Annotated in this window: 14 protein-coding genes; 6 read left to right on the forward strand and 8 right to left on the reverse strand. The window is 61.1% G+C overall.

The window, feature by feature from the left end; translation table 11 throughout:
• The first annotated feature begins 408 nt into the window (after positions 1–408).
• Positions 409–2,160 (forward strand): Hint domain-containing protein, encoded by a 1,752-nt coding sequence (locus CDI09_RS04770; RefSeq protein ID WP_078525616.1) that lies wholly within the window; start codon positions 409–411, stop codon positions 2,158–2,160.
• Between the two features lie 53 nt (positions 2,161–2,213).
• Positions 2,214–2,792 carry a helix-turn-helix domain-containing protein gene (locus CDI09_RS04775; protein ID WP_078525614.1) on the forward strand — a complete coding sequence of 193 codons (579 nt, stop codon included), beginning with the start codon at positions 2,214–2,216 and terminating at the stop codon, positions 2,790–2,792.
• A gap of 302 nt (positions 2,793–3,094) precedes the next feature.
• Here CDI09_RS04775 and CDI09_RS04780 read toward each other — a convergent pair whose 3' ends face one another.
• Positions 3,095–4,402 (reverse strand): outer membrane beta-barrel protein, encoded by a 1,308-nt coding sequence (locus tag CDI09_RS04780; RefSeq protein WP_078527887.1) that lies wholly within the window; start codon positions 4,400–4,402, stop codon positions 3,095–3,097.
• A gap of 156 nt (positions 4,403–4,558) precedes the next feature.
• The gene (locus tag CDI09_RS04785; RefSeq protein WP_078525612.1) at positions 4,559–5,524 is read right to left on the reverse strand and encodes a magnesium transporter CorA family protein; all 966 of its coding nucleotides are present in this window, start codon (positions 5,522–5,524) and stop codon (positions 4,559–4,561) included.
• Positions 5,525–5,721: 197 nt separating this feature from the next.
• Here CDI09_RS04785 and trpB point away from each other — a divergent pair, with 197 nt between their 5' ends.
• Together trpB and trpA are read left to right on the forward strand one after the other, a co-directional pair.
• On the forward strand, positions 5,722–6,951 hold the full coding sequence (trpB, locus tag CDI09_RS04790) for a tryptophan synthase subunit beta (RefSeq protein ID WP_078525610.1): 1,230 nt from the start codon (positions 5,722–5,724) through the stop codon (positions 6,949–6,951).
• Complete coding sequence (gene trpA / locus CDI09_RS04795) at positions 6,948–7,784, forward strand: tryptophan synthase subunit alpha (protein WP_078525608.1); 837 nt, start codon at positions 6,948–6,950, stop codon at positions 7,782–7,784. Before trpB ends, trpA begins: the two co-directional genes overlap by 4 nt.
• Here the strand turns inward: trpA and CDI09_RS18055 are convergent.
• Complete coding sequence (locus tag CDI09_RS18055) at positions 7,776–7,949, reverse strand: hypothetical protein (RefSeq protein ID WP_167370198.1); 174 nt, start codon at positions 7,947–7,949, stop codon at positions 7,776–7,778. The genes trpA and CDI09_RS18055 overlap by 9 nt on opposite strands.
• Before the next feature lie 54 nt (positions 7,950–8,003).
• Here CDI09_RS18055 and accD point away from each other — a divergent pair, with 54 nt between their 5' ends.
• Both accD and CDI09_RS04805 read left to right on the forward strand, forming a co-directional pair.
• On the forward strand, positions 8,004–8,870 hold the full coding sequence (gene accD, locus CDI09_RS04800) for an acetyl-CoA carboxylase, carboxyltransferase subunit beta (RefSeq protein WP_078525606.1): 867 nt from the start codon (positions 8,004–8,006) through the stop codon (positions 8,868–8,870).
• Positions 8,871–8,888: 18 nt separating this feature from the next.
• Positions 8,889–10,211 (forward strand): bifunctional folylpolyglutamate synthase/dihydrofolate synthase, encoded by a 1,323-nt coding sequence (locus CDI09_RS04805; protein ID WP_078525604.1) that lies wholly within the window; start codon positions 8,889–8,891, stop codon positions 10,209–10,211.
• A gap of 92 nt (positions 10,212–10,303) precedes the next feature.
• Here CDI09_RS04805 and CDI09_RS04810 read toward each other — a convergent pair whose 3' ends face one another.
• The 5 genes from CDI09_RS04810 to CDI09_RS04825 form a co-directional block, all read right to left on the reverse strand.
• Positions 10,304–11,719, reverse strand: a complete 1,416-nt coding sequence (locus CDI09_RS04810) for a sugar porter family MFS transporter (protein WP_110571204.1) — start codon at positions 11,717–11,719, stop codon at positions 10,304–10,306.
• Positions 11,720–11,763: 44 nt separating this feature from the next.
• Complete coding sequence (locus CDI09_RS04815) at positions 11,764–12,282, reverse strand: hypothetical protein (protein WP_078527885.1); 519 nt, start codon at positions 12,280–12,282, stop codon at positions 11,764–11,766.
• Between the two features lie 88 nt (positions 12,283–12,370).
• Entirely contained in the window at positions 12,371–12,859 is a 489-nt protein-coding gene (locus CDI09_RS04820; RefSeq protein WP_110571208.1) for a transcriptional repressor, read from the reverse strand.
• A 72-nt stretch (positions 12,860–12,931) separates the two neighbouring features.
• Positions 12,932–13,063 carry a hypothetical protein gene (locus CDI09_RS18780; RefSeq protein ID WP_265001034.1) on the reverse strand — a complete coding sequence of 44 codons (132 nt, stop codon included), beginning with the start codon at positions 13,061–13,063 and terminating at the stop codon, positions 12,932–12,934.
• Positions 13,064–13,207: 144 nt separating this feature from the next.
• A complete protein-coding gene (locus tag CDI09_RS04825) occupies positions 13,208–13,702 on the reverse strand; it encodes a flavin reductase (RefSeq protein WP_078525600.1) in 495 nt (164 codons plus the stop codon).
• Positions 13,703–13,803 lie beyond the last annotated feature (101 nt).

Consider the following 13,803-nt stretch of genomic DNA (forward strand, 5'->3'; position numbering starts at 1 on the left):
CCATCCAGAATGCCTCCTTCAGAGAATGGTCTGCATCCTATGAATCACATTTTTAAACCGATGGGTACCCCGTGAGTCAGGCCAAACAATGGTTGGTATAAGACGCATAAGCGACCAGCATGGAGCCCTTAAAAAGGGTTTGAAAACAAATAATTGATAAAAAAGAAAAGTTTTTTGGATGTCGCCTTTTTCAAAAAGGCAGTGCCTTCAAAAGCTTTTTGAAAAAATCTTTGCCAAAAACTTCTATAATTTCAGGGTTTGATTGGACCTGACTTTTCGGACAGGTGTTCATACAATGCTTTCAAAAAGCAATCATAACAATATGTTTAAGTAAATATTATATATTGGCGTGCATCCTAAAAATTCCAAAACAATACAGTCCGGCTATACAAATTCAGGAGCATGAATATGACTGACATTCTCGGTGTGTACTACGGAACAGGCAACACCGTAACCCAAAGTGGCTCATATACGCTGGATCCTGGCGGCGTGCTCGGCCTTCTTTCCCCTGCGGACATGACCGTCTCCTCTGCTGACGGCACGCCCGTCGATGCAACCATCAATCTGGCCGGACTGCTTGACCTGCCCGTCACCGCCGCTGCCACTTTTACCATCACGGCCGAAAAGAATACGGTCGTGACAGTCAGTGCGAGCGCCGTAAACGCGCTGACCACAACCACCCTCGATGCAAACGGCGGCACGGTCGCTCTGGCTGGCGGCCTGCTGAATGCTGCAAGCGGGGTGACCATCAATCTGACAAATGGCGGCACATTCAACGGGTCTGGCATTATTTCGGCCCTGGCGGGTGCCACCATCAATTTTGGCAGCGGTGGCGGCACGCTCAACCTTGCCGGTTCCAGTACCGGCATTGCGCTACTGTCTGGCGTATCCATCAATAACTTCGGCAGTGGTGATTCCATTATCGTGGAGAATGATGGCGTCCCCGCAACCGTTACCGGCATCAGCTATAATGGCCTGTTTGGCACGTCCACCCTCACGTTTTCCAACGGGGATACGCTGGCGCTCCAGGGCCAGTATCAGGATACGGACCCGCAGGCTGCCGGTTATGTTTCCACCGTGCCCGATGCCGATGGCGAAGGCACGGTCCTGGTCTGCTTCCTCGCCGGCTCCATGATCCGCACCCCCGGAGCGGACATCGCCGTTGAAGACCTGTGCGCTGGCGACACCATCACCGTCATGGTGAATGGCGCACCCGAGCCCCGCACCATCACATGGGCAGGCAGGGCGCATGCCACGGTTCACCCCGAACTGCCCGATGATGAAGCGGGTTACCCGGTCCGCATCCTCAAAGACGCCATAAGCGAGGGCGTGCCTTACAAGGACATGCTGATTACGGCGGAGCACTGCCTGTATTTCGAGGGCAGGTTCGTGCCCGCGCGCATGCTCGTCAATCACACGTCCATTTTCTATGATCACACGATCACATCCTACGATTACTACCATATTGAAACGCAGGAACACGCGGTCATCATCGCTGATGGCATGCTGACCGAAAGCTATCTCGATACCGGCAACCGCCGTGCCTTCCGACAGAAAGACAATGTCGTCTTACTCAGTGGCAGCCGCAACCTGACATGGGCCCACGCCGCAGCCCCACTGGACGTGTCGCCGGGTTTCGTCGAGCCGCTGTTCCGCCAGATTGCGGCCCGTGCCGCTGCGGCAGGGCATGCCCCCCAGGCCGAAACCACCGCCCTGACAGACGAGGCCGACCTGCATCTGATGACGCAGGCTGGCGCCATCATCCACAAGATGCGTGAGGCAAACGGATTTGCCTTCTTCATGATCCCGCCTGGAGTGGAGACCGTACGCATCATGTCCCGGACCAGCCGCCCATCGGACACGATCGGACCCTATATTGACGATCGCCGTCAGCTCGGCGTTCTGGTCAAGGACATCAGGCTGTTCGAAGGCAGCGTGGCGCGCCCCATTACCACCCACCTTGCCAATGAAGCGCCTGAAGGCTGGTATGATGGCTGGTACGCACCCGAAAATGTTCCCTGCCGCTGGACGGACGGACAGGCCACCGTGGATCTGGGCCCCCGGCACCCCACGCTCATGGGGCTGCTCTGCCTCGAAATCCTTGCAGGTGGCCCCTATGTCATCAGGTCCGCTCCCCAGCCCCAGTCCCTGACAGCGTGAGAGATGATCCCTGCACCCTGAGCGGGTGCGGGGACCGACCGGTCTTAAAAAGCATGAATACACCCTTTACCCTCAAAGCCGGACAGATCTGGACCGGCGCGCCCCCACGCAGCGAAATACGCGGCATTGATGAAGTGGGGGAAACCGAAGTCTCATTCCACAAACAGACATCAAAGCGCCGTTTCCTGACATATCAGACCACGACGATCATGGGATTTCGTAAATGGATCCAGCAGAGTCAGGCCGTGTCCAATGATGGGCTGAATGCTGCCAGTATCCATGGGTTTTCCCCCTCACGTGAAATCGGCCAGCGGATTCAACTCCTGCGCAAGGCGGCGGGGCTGAGCCAGCAGGCCCTGGCCGACATGCTTGGTGTCTCCCGTACCGCCGTTGGGTTTTGGGAAACGGGGCGCCCCAACATGATAAGCAGGCATGTGCCCCGTATCGCGAAAATTTTCGGTATCAGCGAGGAGGTTTTCCTCAATGGGCAGAGCAGCGAAAAAACGCAGATGTCCATTACAAAGGACGAAGAAAATATCATAAATCTCTACAGGGCCCTTTCCATAGATGACAGGCTCCAGGCCATCAAACGCATGGAAATGCTTTATAAGAAGAAATTATATTCTTCCTGATACATTCAATCTGATACCAACATAACCAAGCGCGTGTGTAAAAACAGATCATTGATAAGAACCGGAAAAGTTTTTGGGTGTCGTCTTTTTTCAAAAAGGCGACGTCTTCCGAAGCTTTTTGAAAAAAGCTTCACCAAAAACTTTTATAATTTCAGGGCGTTACCGGACCATTTTTTAAAGAATGTCTCCATTACAATACAGAAAAAGAGACGGCAAATAAAATTAAAACTCTACATATACTTACGTATAATACTTAAAAAACAATATATTCAATAAAACCTGTACTGTTTCCAATTTTCCACTTAAAATCCGATGACCGCATCCCCACCAAAGGTGAACATGCCGTTATTGCGCCCGCCATTGAATGGCGTGGTGCCATTGAGCGCCCGGTCAAAGCGGATTTCAGGCCGCAGCATGAACACGCGCACATGGTGGCCAATCTGCGGGCGGTAGCTTACGCCAAGCGTCATTTCCCCATAGGTCGTGCCATGGCTGGAGGCTGATGGCCCCGGCACGACTTCGCCCCCCGTGCCTGCCAGGGCCTCCATGTAGGAATTGTTGCCCCTGAAGGTCGAGACCATGGCGTTGTTGTTGTCGCGATAGATCTCGCCACGATAGTTGAAAGTCAGGTCGCGGTTGATGCGGTAGCTCAGGAAGCTGATGAAGCTCTCTGCATCCACGCCTGCAAACTGTCCGCGCGCGCCCATGCCGCGCGTGCCTTCATCATGCAGGTAATTGAACTCCGCCGTCAGGCTCAGGCGTTTGTTGACCTGGTAATAGGCGCTGACATCATTCCAGAAACGCTGGGTGTGATCGGCTTCGTAATGCCCGATGTCCCGCCAGGCATTTTCCGGCCCGACCCGGCTCAGTTCCACAATCTTCAGCCTGCCGTGGGCGAGATTGTTCAGGTTGAAGCCAAAATAGCCTGCGGGCGCATTGTTGTTGTCGGCGTGGCCAAAGGATGTCTGGTTGCCGGTATCAATCCCGAACGTCACATCAATCATCGGCGTCACGTGCCAGTTGAACATGGCCCCGATATGCTGGAACGGCACCGAATATTCAGATGTATAGGCCAGCGTGTAGAAAGGGCGCGAGGTGGGGTCGAGCCCCTCCACCCCCATCGGGGCCTGCAATATGCCTGCCTGCATGTCCAGCCCGCCCCGGGTGGCCCAGGGCAGGTGCACATCCACATGCGCCTGTGCGGGAATAAGCTGGTAACGCGCGTTCCATTCCCGGTCACTCACGCCAAGCAGCTGGTAATAGCGGGCATCCGAGCCGTACATGCCTTCAAGCGTAAAACCGACCTGATAGGTATTGCGGGTGGAATCAATGGCTTTGGCAAGCGTGAATTCCGCCTGGTTCAGCTGTACCTGATTGGCGTGGTCGGCAAAGAAATCACCAAAATTATAGCCGGGCTGGGGGCGGGCAGGGTTGGCCATGATGCCGCCTTCGATCTGGCCCGTCAGGGTCACGCCGCCCAGCCACCGTGTGAAACCCGTGTCATGCCCCAGCCCGGAAAACACCTTTACCTGCGCCCGCGCCTTGCCTGAAACGCCGGTAAAAAGGCAGGCGACCACCAGAAGACCCCAAACCCGGTGGTGTGATTTCATGACAGGCTGTTCCCCTTCGGCATCTGCGGACAGCACCGTGGCATGCGCGCCCGTGTCCGGCAATCATGAAATTTCTTTTATTTTATTTTCCGCGTGCCTGAAACCTAAATTATTGAAATGGTTCGATATTATAATAATATCGTATAAGATATATCCTTACTTTCCCAGCCATCCCCGCCGCCAGAACCACAAGAGCGGCAGCACAACGGTGGCCGCCATCAGGGCCAGGGAGTACCAGTAGCCGTATTTCCAGTTCAGCTCCGGAATATCGTGAAAGTTCATGCCATAAATACCGGCCACCAGCGTGGGCGCCACGCCAATGAAGCTGACCACGGTCAGAATTTTCATGCCGTTATTCTGCTCGATGCTGATAAAGCCCAGCGTCGCATCAAGCAGGAACTGCACCTTGTTGGCGGTCTGTGACACGAAATCATTGAGCGAGCGGATATCACGCCCCACCGTGCCCAAGCGCGCCTGCAGCCGCTCGCTCAGGTCATGGCGCTTGTTCTCGCCCAGAAAGATCGAGATCCGCTCCAGCCCCAGCAGGCTGTCACGCACCGATGAGCCGAGATCACCCGAACGGCCCACCCGGCGCAGCATGTTGCGCAGCAGCGTGCCCGCCTGCGCCTGCCCCGGCGCTTCCGACTGGAACACATCCTTCGACATGCCATCAAGCGCCTGCCCCAGATGCTCGAGAATATCGGCCAGCCGGTCCACGATGGCCTCGAGCAGCATGATCCCCGCCTCATTGGCGCTCAGCGGCGCGGTCTGCCCCGCCACCTGCCGCGCCACCACGTCAAACGCGCTGAAACCGGTAAAGCGGATGGTCAGGATCTGCTCATGCATCAGCACGAAGCCAACGGGGGAGACGAAAAAATCATCCGGCGTCTTCCGCACCAGCGGGGTGGAAAGGTAGACGGCGTCATCTTCCATGAACAGCCGCGATGAACTCTCGATCTCGTCAAGCTGGGCGCGGGTGGGAATGCGCTGGCCCGTAATCTGGGCGGCCAGGGCTTCCTCATCGGGGGTGGGGTCAAGCAGGTCCAGCCATGCCGCACCTGCCGCGTCTGCCGCTGCGGTCACGGTGCGGGCCGGCGCGCCGGGGTGATGCGCTAGAAACATGGGCTGTCTTTCGTTGGTTCCTGTCGTTGTTCATCCATCATGCCGGGGCAAGCATGTCAAATCATGACACGCTCCTGTGGCCCCCGGGGGCTGGTATTTTACCGCCATCCAGTCCAGAACCGCATGACACGGCAGCCCGGGACGGCTGCATGGCAAAACCCCTGAGCCACGCACCTATTTCTTGCGGAGTAGAGAAGTTGAGCGCAACAGACACACAGGCAGGCGCCAACAGCCTGCGCAGCGGGCCGGACGGGCGCGGCCGTTTCGGCATTTTTGGGGGCCGCTTCGTGGCCGAGACCCTGATGCCGCTCCTGCTGGAGCTGGACGCCGCCTATAAGGCCGCCCAGGCCGACCCCGAATTCCACCGCGAACTGGATTATTACCTCAAGGATTACGTCGGCCGTCCCAGCCCGCTATGGCTTGCCCGCCGCATGACCGAGCAGCTCGGTGGCGCAAAGATCTACATGAAGCGCGAGGAGCTGAACCACACCGGCTCCCACAAGCTCAACAATGTCATGGGCCAGATCCTGCTCGCCCGCCGCATGGGCCGCACGCGCATCGTGGCCGAGACGGGCGCGGGCCAGCACGGCGTTGCCACCGCCACCGTGTGCGCGCTGTTCGGCATGAAATGCGCCATCTACATGGGCGCCACCGATGTCGAACGCCAGAAGCCCAACGTATTCCGCATGCGGCTGCTCGGCGCGGAAGTGGTTCCCGTCACGGCCGGTGCCGGCACGCTGAAGGATGCCATGAACGAGGCCATGCGCGACTGGGTGACCAACGTGCATGACACCTACTTTCTGGTCGGCACCGTGGCGGGCCCCCACCCCTACCCGCAGATGGTGCGTGACTTCCAGTCCATCATCGGGGTGGAAACAAAAGAGCAGATCCTGGCGGCCGAGGGCCGCCTGCCCGACGCCATCGTGGCCGCCATCGGTGGCGGGTCGAACGCGATGGGCATTTTCCACCCCTTCCTCGATGACCCCGAGGTGAAGCTGATCGGCGTCGAGGCGGCAGGCTGCGGGCTGGACAGCGGGCGCACCGCCGCCTCCATCGAACGGGGCAAACCGGGCGTGCTGCACGGCAACCGCACCTACCTTTTGCAGGATGATGACGGGCAGATCACCGAAGCGCATTCCATCAGCGCGGGCCTCGACTACCCCGGCGTCGGCCCCGAGCATTCATGGCTCAGCGATATTGGCCGCGCGGAATATGTGGGTGCGACCGACCAGGAGGCGCTCGACGCCTTCCAGCTCTGCACCCGCACCGAGGGCATCATCCCCGCGCTGGAAAGTGCCCACGCCATCGCCTATGCCGCCAGGATCGCGCCCGCCATGGGCAGGGACCAGATCATCGTGATCAACATTTCCGGCAGGGGAGACAAGGACATCTTCACCGTTGCCGAACATCTGGGAGTGAAACTGTGAGCCGCATCGCCCGCCGCTTCGCCACCCTGCGCGCGCAGGGCCGTGGCGCCCTCATCCCCTATGTCGAGGCCTGCGACCCCGATTACGACACCTCGCTCGCCACCCTGCGCGGCATGCCTGCCGCAGGCGCCGACCTGATCGAGGTTGGCGTGCCCTTCTCGGACCCGTCAGCCGATGGCCCGACCATCCAGAAGGCCGCCCTGCGCGGGCTGAAGGGCGGCTCGACCATGAAGCGCGTGCTGGAGATGGTGCGGGCTTTCCGTGAAGGCGATAACGAGACGCCGATCATCCTGATGGGCTACACCAACCCCATCGAGGCCTACGGGCCGGAACGCTTCTGCACGGATGCAAAAGCCGCGGGCGTGGACGGGCTGATCGTGGTCGACATGCCACCGGAGGAAGCCGACCTGCTGGCAGGCCCGGCAGCGGCCAGCGGGCTGGACATCATTCGCCTTGTCGCCCCCACCACGCCTGACGCGCGCCTGCCCGTCGTGTTCAGTGGCGCGTCGGGCTTTGTGTATTACGTCAGCATCACGGGCGTTACCGGCACGCGCACCGCCAGCACCGATGAACTGGCCGCAGCCCTGCCGCGCCTGCGCCGCGCCACCGACCTGCCGATCGCCATCGGCTTTGGCATCCGCACGCCCGCGCTTGCGGCCAGCGCCGTGCGCGTGGCTGATGCCGCGGTAGTGGCCTCGGCCCTGCTCAACACGCTTGAGGGCACGCTTGATGCGGATGGCAAAGCCACGCCCCGCACCGTGCCCGACGTGCTGGCGCAACTGCGCGGCCTGGCCGATGCCGTGCATGCCGTGGACAAAACCGACTCAAAATAATCCATTGATAAAAAACGGAAGTTTCCGGGCGTCGCCTTTTTTCAAAAAGGGCGGCGTTCTTCTGAAGCTTTTTGAAAAAAGCTTCACCAAAAAACCTTTTATGATTTGCGGGCCGTTTCGCTGGCGATTTTCCACAACGTCCCCTGCAATGACAATCTGGCCCAATCGTTCATCTGCCTGTATGGAACAGGCCTCCAGAAAGCTTAAGGGAGAGGCAATATGAGCTGGCTGACCGAATATGTCCGCCCCAAGATCCGCGGCCTGCTCAAGCGGGAAGTGCCGGACAACCTGTGGACCAACTGCGACTCATGCGAGCAGATGATCCTGACCAAGGACCTGCGCAAGGCGCTGAACGTGTGCCCGCATTGCGGCCACCACATGCGCGCCACCGTGCCCGAGCGGCTGGAATGGACATTCGATAACGGGGAATACACCCGCATCGAACTGCCCAAGGTGCCGGTTGACCCGCTCTCCTTCCGTGACCGCAAGCGCTATACCGACCGCCTCAAGGATGAGCGCGCCAAGTCCCACCTTGAGGAATCAATGGCCGTGGCCCATGGCCAGATTGGTGGCCATAACGCGGTGGTGGCCGTGATGGCGTTCGAGTTCATCGCAGGCACCATGGGCGCGGCACTCGGCGAGGCGTTCCTTGCCGCCGCCCGCCTGGCCATCCTGCAGCAGTCACCGCTGATCGTGTTCACCGCCTCAGGCGGGGCGCGCATGCAGGAAGGCATGATAAGCCTGATGCAGATGCCGCGCACCACGGTGGCCGTGCAGATGCTCAAGGAAGCAGGCCTGCCCTACTTCGTGGTGCTGACCAACCCGACCACGGGCGGGGTGTCCGCCTCGTTCGCCATGCTGGGCGATGTGCAGATTGCCGAGCCCAATGCACTGATCGGCTTCGCGGGCCAGCGCGTGATCGAGGATACGGTGCGCGAGAAGCTGCCAGAAGGCTTCCAGCGCGCGGAATACCTGCTTGAGCATGGCATGCTCGACATGGTGGTCAAGCGCGGCGACCTGCGCGAGGTGCTTGGCCGCCTTACCGCGCAGCTCAACTACCGCCACATAGCCCCCCGCGCCGCTTAAGCTACGGAAACCCCGCACATGAAAGCGCCTGCCCTCGGGCCGGAATTCGTGGGCCGCACAGGGCAGATACTGGAACGGCTGAACCGGCTGTATCCGGCCCTGATCGACCTGTCGCTCACCCGGCTTGAAACGCTGCTTGGCCGCCTTGGCCACCCCGAGCGCCACATGCCGCCTGTCGTGCACGTGGCGGGCACCAACGGCAAGGGCAGTACCTGCGCCTTCATGCGCGCCGTGGCCGAGGCGGCGGGCTGGCGCGTGCATGTGCTCACCTCGCCCCACCTCGTGCATGTGACCGAGCGCTTCCGCATTGCGGGCCAGATCGTGAGCGAGCACGAACTCGCCGCCGTGCTTGAAGAGATCGAACAGGTCAACGCAGGCGCCCCCATTACGGTGTTCGAGGTGCTGACAGCGGCAGGCTTCATGCTCAGCGCCCGCCACCCGGCGGAGCTGACAATTGTTGAGGTCGGCCTCGGTGGCCGGTGCGACGCGACCAACGTGATCCAGCGCCCCGCAGCCTGCGCCATTACCGCCATCTCGATGGACCATGAGGCCTTTCTGGGCGATACGCTCGGCGCCATTGCGGGCGAGAAGGCCGGCATCATCAAGCACGGCGTGCCAGTGGCCACAGGCCGCCAGCCTGCCGAGGTAATGGAGGTCATTGCCCGCACCGCGCGCGCGCAGGCGGCCCCGCTGTGGCGGCGTGACCATGAATGGTTCATCGCCCCCACGGCTCAGGGCACCGCCCTGCGCTACCGTGACGCCCATGGCACGCTGGAGCTGCCCCTGCCCGGCCTGCGCGGCGCCCACCAGATTGATAATGCGGGGCTGGCCATCGCCACCCTGCGGGCAAGCACCCTGCCCGTGCCCGCTCAGGGCTGGGCGGGCATTGCCCAGGCACGCTGGCCCGCGCGCATGCAGCGCCTGTCGGGCCATCTGGCGGCCCTTCTGCCTGCCCGGTGGGAACTATGGCTTGATGGTGGCCACAACCCCGGCGCGGGCGAAGTGCTGGCGCAGGTGATGGATGAGTGGGCAGACAGGCCCACCCATCTGGTCATTGGCATGAAGCAGACCAAGGATGCCACCGGTTTCCTCGCTCCGCTGCTGCCGCGCGCCGCCTCCATCCAGGCTGTAGCGGAAGAAGGCCAGCATCTGGCCCAGCCCGTGGCCGACATCGTGGCCGCATCAGGCGGCCGCGCCACGGCAGGCCCGACCCTGCACGCTGCCCTGAGCCATCTTGTGGCCGGAGCAGGCGCGGATGCCCCTCCTGCCCGCGTGATCATATGCGGCAGCCTGTACCTGGCCGGCGTGGCGCTACAGCGCGATGGCTGGCGGCCGGACTGAAAACAGATAAACGTTTTTGGTGAAGCCTTTTCCAGAAAGCTTCAGAAGAAGCCGCCTTTTTGAAAAAAGGGGCACCCAAAAACCTTTACTTTCTATTTATCCTCCGGCAGTGGCGCGCCCCGCCCGATCTCGCGCAGCGGCAGCCCCGCCATCAGGCGCTGCTCGATCTTTTCAAGCGACATGTCCCGCGTCTCGGGGATGAAGCGCCACGTGACCAGCACAAAAAACAGGTTGAAGCCCGCAAACAGCCAGAAGGTGGGGCCATTGCCCATCCACTGCAGCAGCGACAGGAAGCTTGCGCCCACGATCATGTTGGCGATCCAGTTGGTGAGCGTGGAGATGGAAATGCCAAGGTCACGCCCCTGCAGTGGCTGCACCTCCGAGCACAGCACCCAGATCAGCGGACCCGCCGACATGGCGAAGCCGGAAATATAGATCAGCAGCATGAACACCGCGATGATCTGCTCCGACTGGTCCAGATGCGGGCGGTTGAGCATGAAGCCAAGGCTGCCCATGCCCACCGCCATGATCAGGAAACCGGTATAGAGGATCGGCTTGCGCCCCCAGCGATCGACAAGGCCAATGGCAATGAAGGTGGCCAGCATGTTCACCAGCCCCACCATGGCCGTGCACCAAAGCTGCGCGGGGCCGACATAGCCTGCGAGCGCGAAGATCTTGGGGGCGTAATACATCACCACGTTCACGCCCGCGAGCTGCTGCATGACCTGCAGCGTCATGCCCAGAAAGATGGAGCGGCGGAAATTGCGGTTGTTGCGCAGCAGGCTCCAGCCGCGCTGCTTTTGCTGAAGCTGGCGGCTGATGTTCTGGATCTCCTGCATGGCGACGCTCCTGTCGTTGCGCAGGTCTTCCAGCACTTCCAGTGCTTCCTTGCGGCGGCCGCGCATCATGAGCCAGCGCGGGCTGTAGGGCAGGAACAGCACGCCAATCAGGAACAGCACGCCCGGCACGGCGGCCACGGCGAACATGCCGCGCCAGTTGCCCGAATAGCTAAACATGGTGTTGCTGAGAAAGGCGATGAAAATGCCCGCCGTAATCATGAGCTGGTAGGTCGAGATCATGGCGCCACGCGCCTGCTCGCTTGCAATCTCGGACAGGTAGAGTGGCGCCGTGAACGCCGCCACCCCGATGGCGAGCCCCATGATGAGCCGCCCCGCAATCATGGACGGGATGGACCACGCCAGCGCGCAGGCCAGCGAACCCGCCACGAACACGGCCGCCCCCACCAGCAGCGCATGCTTGCGCCCGATCTGGTGCGACATCCAGCCCCCGCACAGCGAGCCGATAGCAGCGCCCCCCATCATGGCGCTGACAATCCATTCCTGCTCGAAGGTGGTGGCGTGGAAGTTGGCGGCGAGCAGGTCGAGCGCACCGGATATGACCCCGATATCAAGCCCGGCCATGAGGCCTGCGAGCGCCGCGAGGCAACCAATGATGAGGGTACGCATCCGGGCCGAATCAAATACGGGCGGCGCAGGCTGATTTTCCATTAAAATCCGGTCCTTTGATATTTTTCTTGTTGCCGGTGATCACATTATTCCTGCCGCGCGAGACCGGTCAGGAGAAAGAACGATACACCATATTCGCGCGTCTGGTCGGGATCATGTTCCAGCAGCCTGTCGATGACAAATCGTTTTACCCTAAAAACAACGGGGCTATCTGATCTATGCCCTGCTTCACTATCCGATTCCATGACTTCCATCATATTTGCAAGCCATGGAAGCACGCCGGGGCGCTCGGTCAGCACAAGGGGCGCGCGCGGCGAGAACAGGAGCGTGCCGCGCGCACGCAGCATATCCAGCCCGGCGGCAGTGGTGATGTGGTAAAGATAGCCATCCGGCCCGTCATCCGGGCGCAGGGCGTGGACCGGCACCACGGCCAGCCCCAGCGCCGTGATATCAAGATAGGTCAGCGCGTGCGGGCGATCCGTCGTGGCCCCGGCAAACAGGTCGGGCTGCGCCCCGGCCACGGGTGGCGGCGCAACGGGCGGGGCCGCAGGCCGCCTGCGGCGCGGGTGCCGGGGTGCGGTGGGTATGAGCGGCAGTCCCGCCATCCTGCCTTTGCGCCCCTGCCCCATGCATCCGCCCCATCAATACCGGCTCACGCCCCGCCAGGGCCGCGCCTGCTCCGTTCAACCACCCTCAGCCACACGCGGCGCACAGGCCTTCAGCCTCGATGGTGGTCTGCCGCACCGTAAAGCCCCGCGCCTTTGTCACTTCAAGCAGCGCCTTGAGGATATGGGGATCATCGAGTTCGGTCACGCGCCCGCACGCGCTACAGATCAGGAACTGCGCCGCATGAACATGCCCGTGGCAGGCATGCCCCGATTCCAGCATGTGCCTGCACCCCACGAAGGCGGAAAGCCGCTCGATCTTGTGGATCAGCCCCTGCTCCATCAGAAAATCCAGCGCCCGGTACACCGTGGGCGGCGCCACCGGGCGGCCACGGCTGGCACGGATCTGTTCAAGCAGTTCATAAGCGCCCAGCGGCCGGTCGGCGGCCAGCACCAGCCCGAGCACCAGGCGGCGCATGTCGGTCAGCCTGACCGCGCGCGCGGCGCACAGGCTGGCAGCCTGCTCAAGCAGGGACTCCATCCCTGCGGGCAGGCCGGTTCCAGCCGTCTGTGTCATGCGGGCCACTGCTGTGCTCCTGTGCGGTTGCCGGGAGGCTCCAACCACCCTGCCCTATGCCCCGGCAGGCGGTCAGTCCGGCAGGTGATCCACCCACATGGCCATCAGGGCCAAAAAAAGGGCAAGTCCCGCATGTATCCAGATCAGCCCGCGCAGCGTCAAGACAGGAACCTGCGGGGCACGGGCGCGCGGGGTCTGTGTCATGGCGTTGGCTCCATTCTGTTGCATTGCCATGCATGCACCAGAAGGCTGGATTTTTTCTTAATGTAGAAGACGTATAAAAAATTTCTGATAAAGCTTTTTCAAAAATCTTCAGAAAAAACAGCGTCTTTTTTTAAAAAAGCGGCACTATTCGCCCGGCGCATGGGGCAGCATGTGGTAGCTGCGGTTGAAATAGACCAGCCCGCCACGGGGGCTGGAATTGCGCAGGCTTTCCACCGCGCCGAACATGACGCTGTGGGTACCCACTTCCACAATCCGCTCAATGCGGCAGTCAAGCGACAGCACGGCCTCGTTCAGCACGGGCGCACCGGTGGTCAGCGTATCCCAATGGCCGGAACGGAAGCGCTCGGCCTGCTCGAGCGGGCTTGCGAACACGCCCGATATGTCCTGCTGGTCAGCGGCAAGTACGTTGATGCACATGGCCGCATCCACCCGGAAGCGGTCGCGCACGCGGGAGTTGCGGTTGAGGCAGACCAGGACCGTGGGCGGCGTATCGGTAACCGAACACACGGCGGACGCGGTAAAACCCGCCGGGTCTTCCAGTGTTCCCGTCGTGACAACATTTACGGCCGCGCCAAGGCGGGCCATGGCGTTGCGAAAGGTGAGGGCGTCAATCCCCATGGTGCTTCTGCCTCGGTAACTGTGCATGCCTGTGGTCCGCACGCAGCCGTGACGCCGGACAGCAGCGGAGGTAGCGCATTCTATCGTCATTGAATACCGCA

The organism is Komagataeibacter nataicola (genome assembly GCF_003207795.1).
Taxonomy (GTDB): Bacteria; Pseudomonadota; Alphaproteobacteria; order Acetobacterales; family Acetobacteraceae; genus Komagataeibacter; species Komagataeibacter nataicola.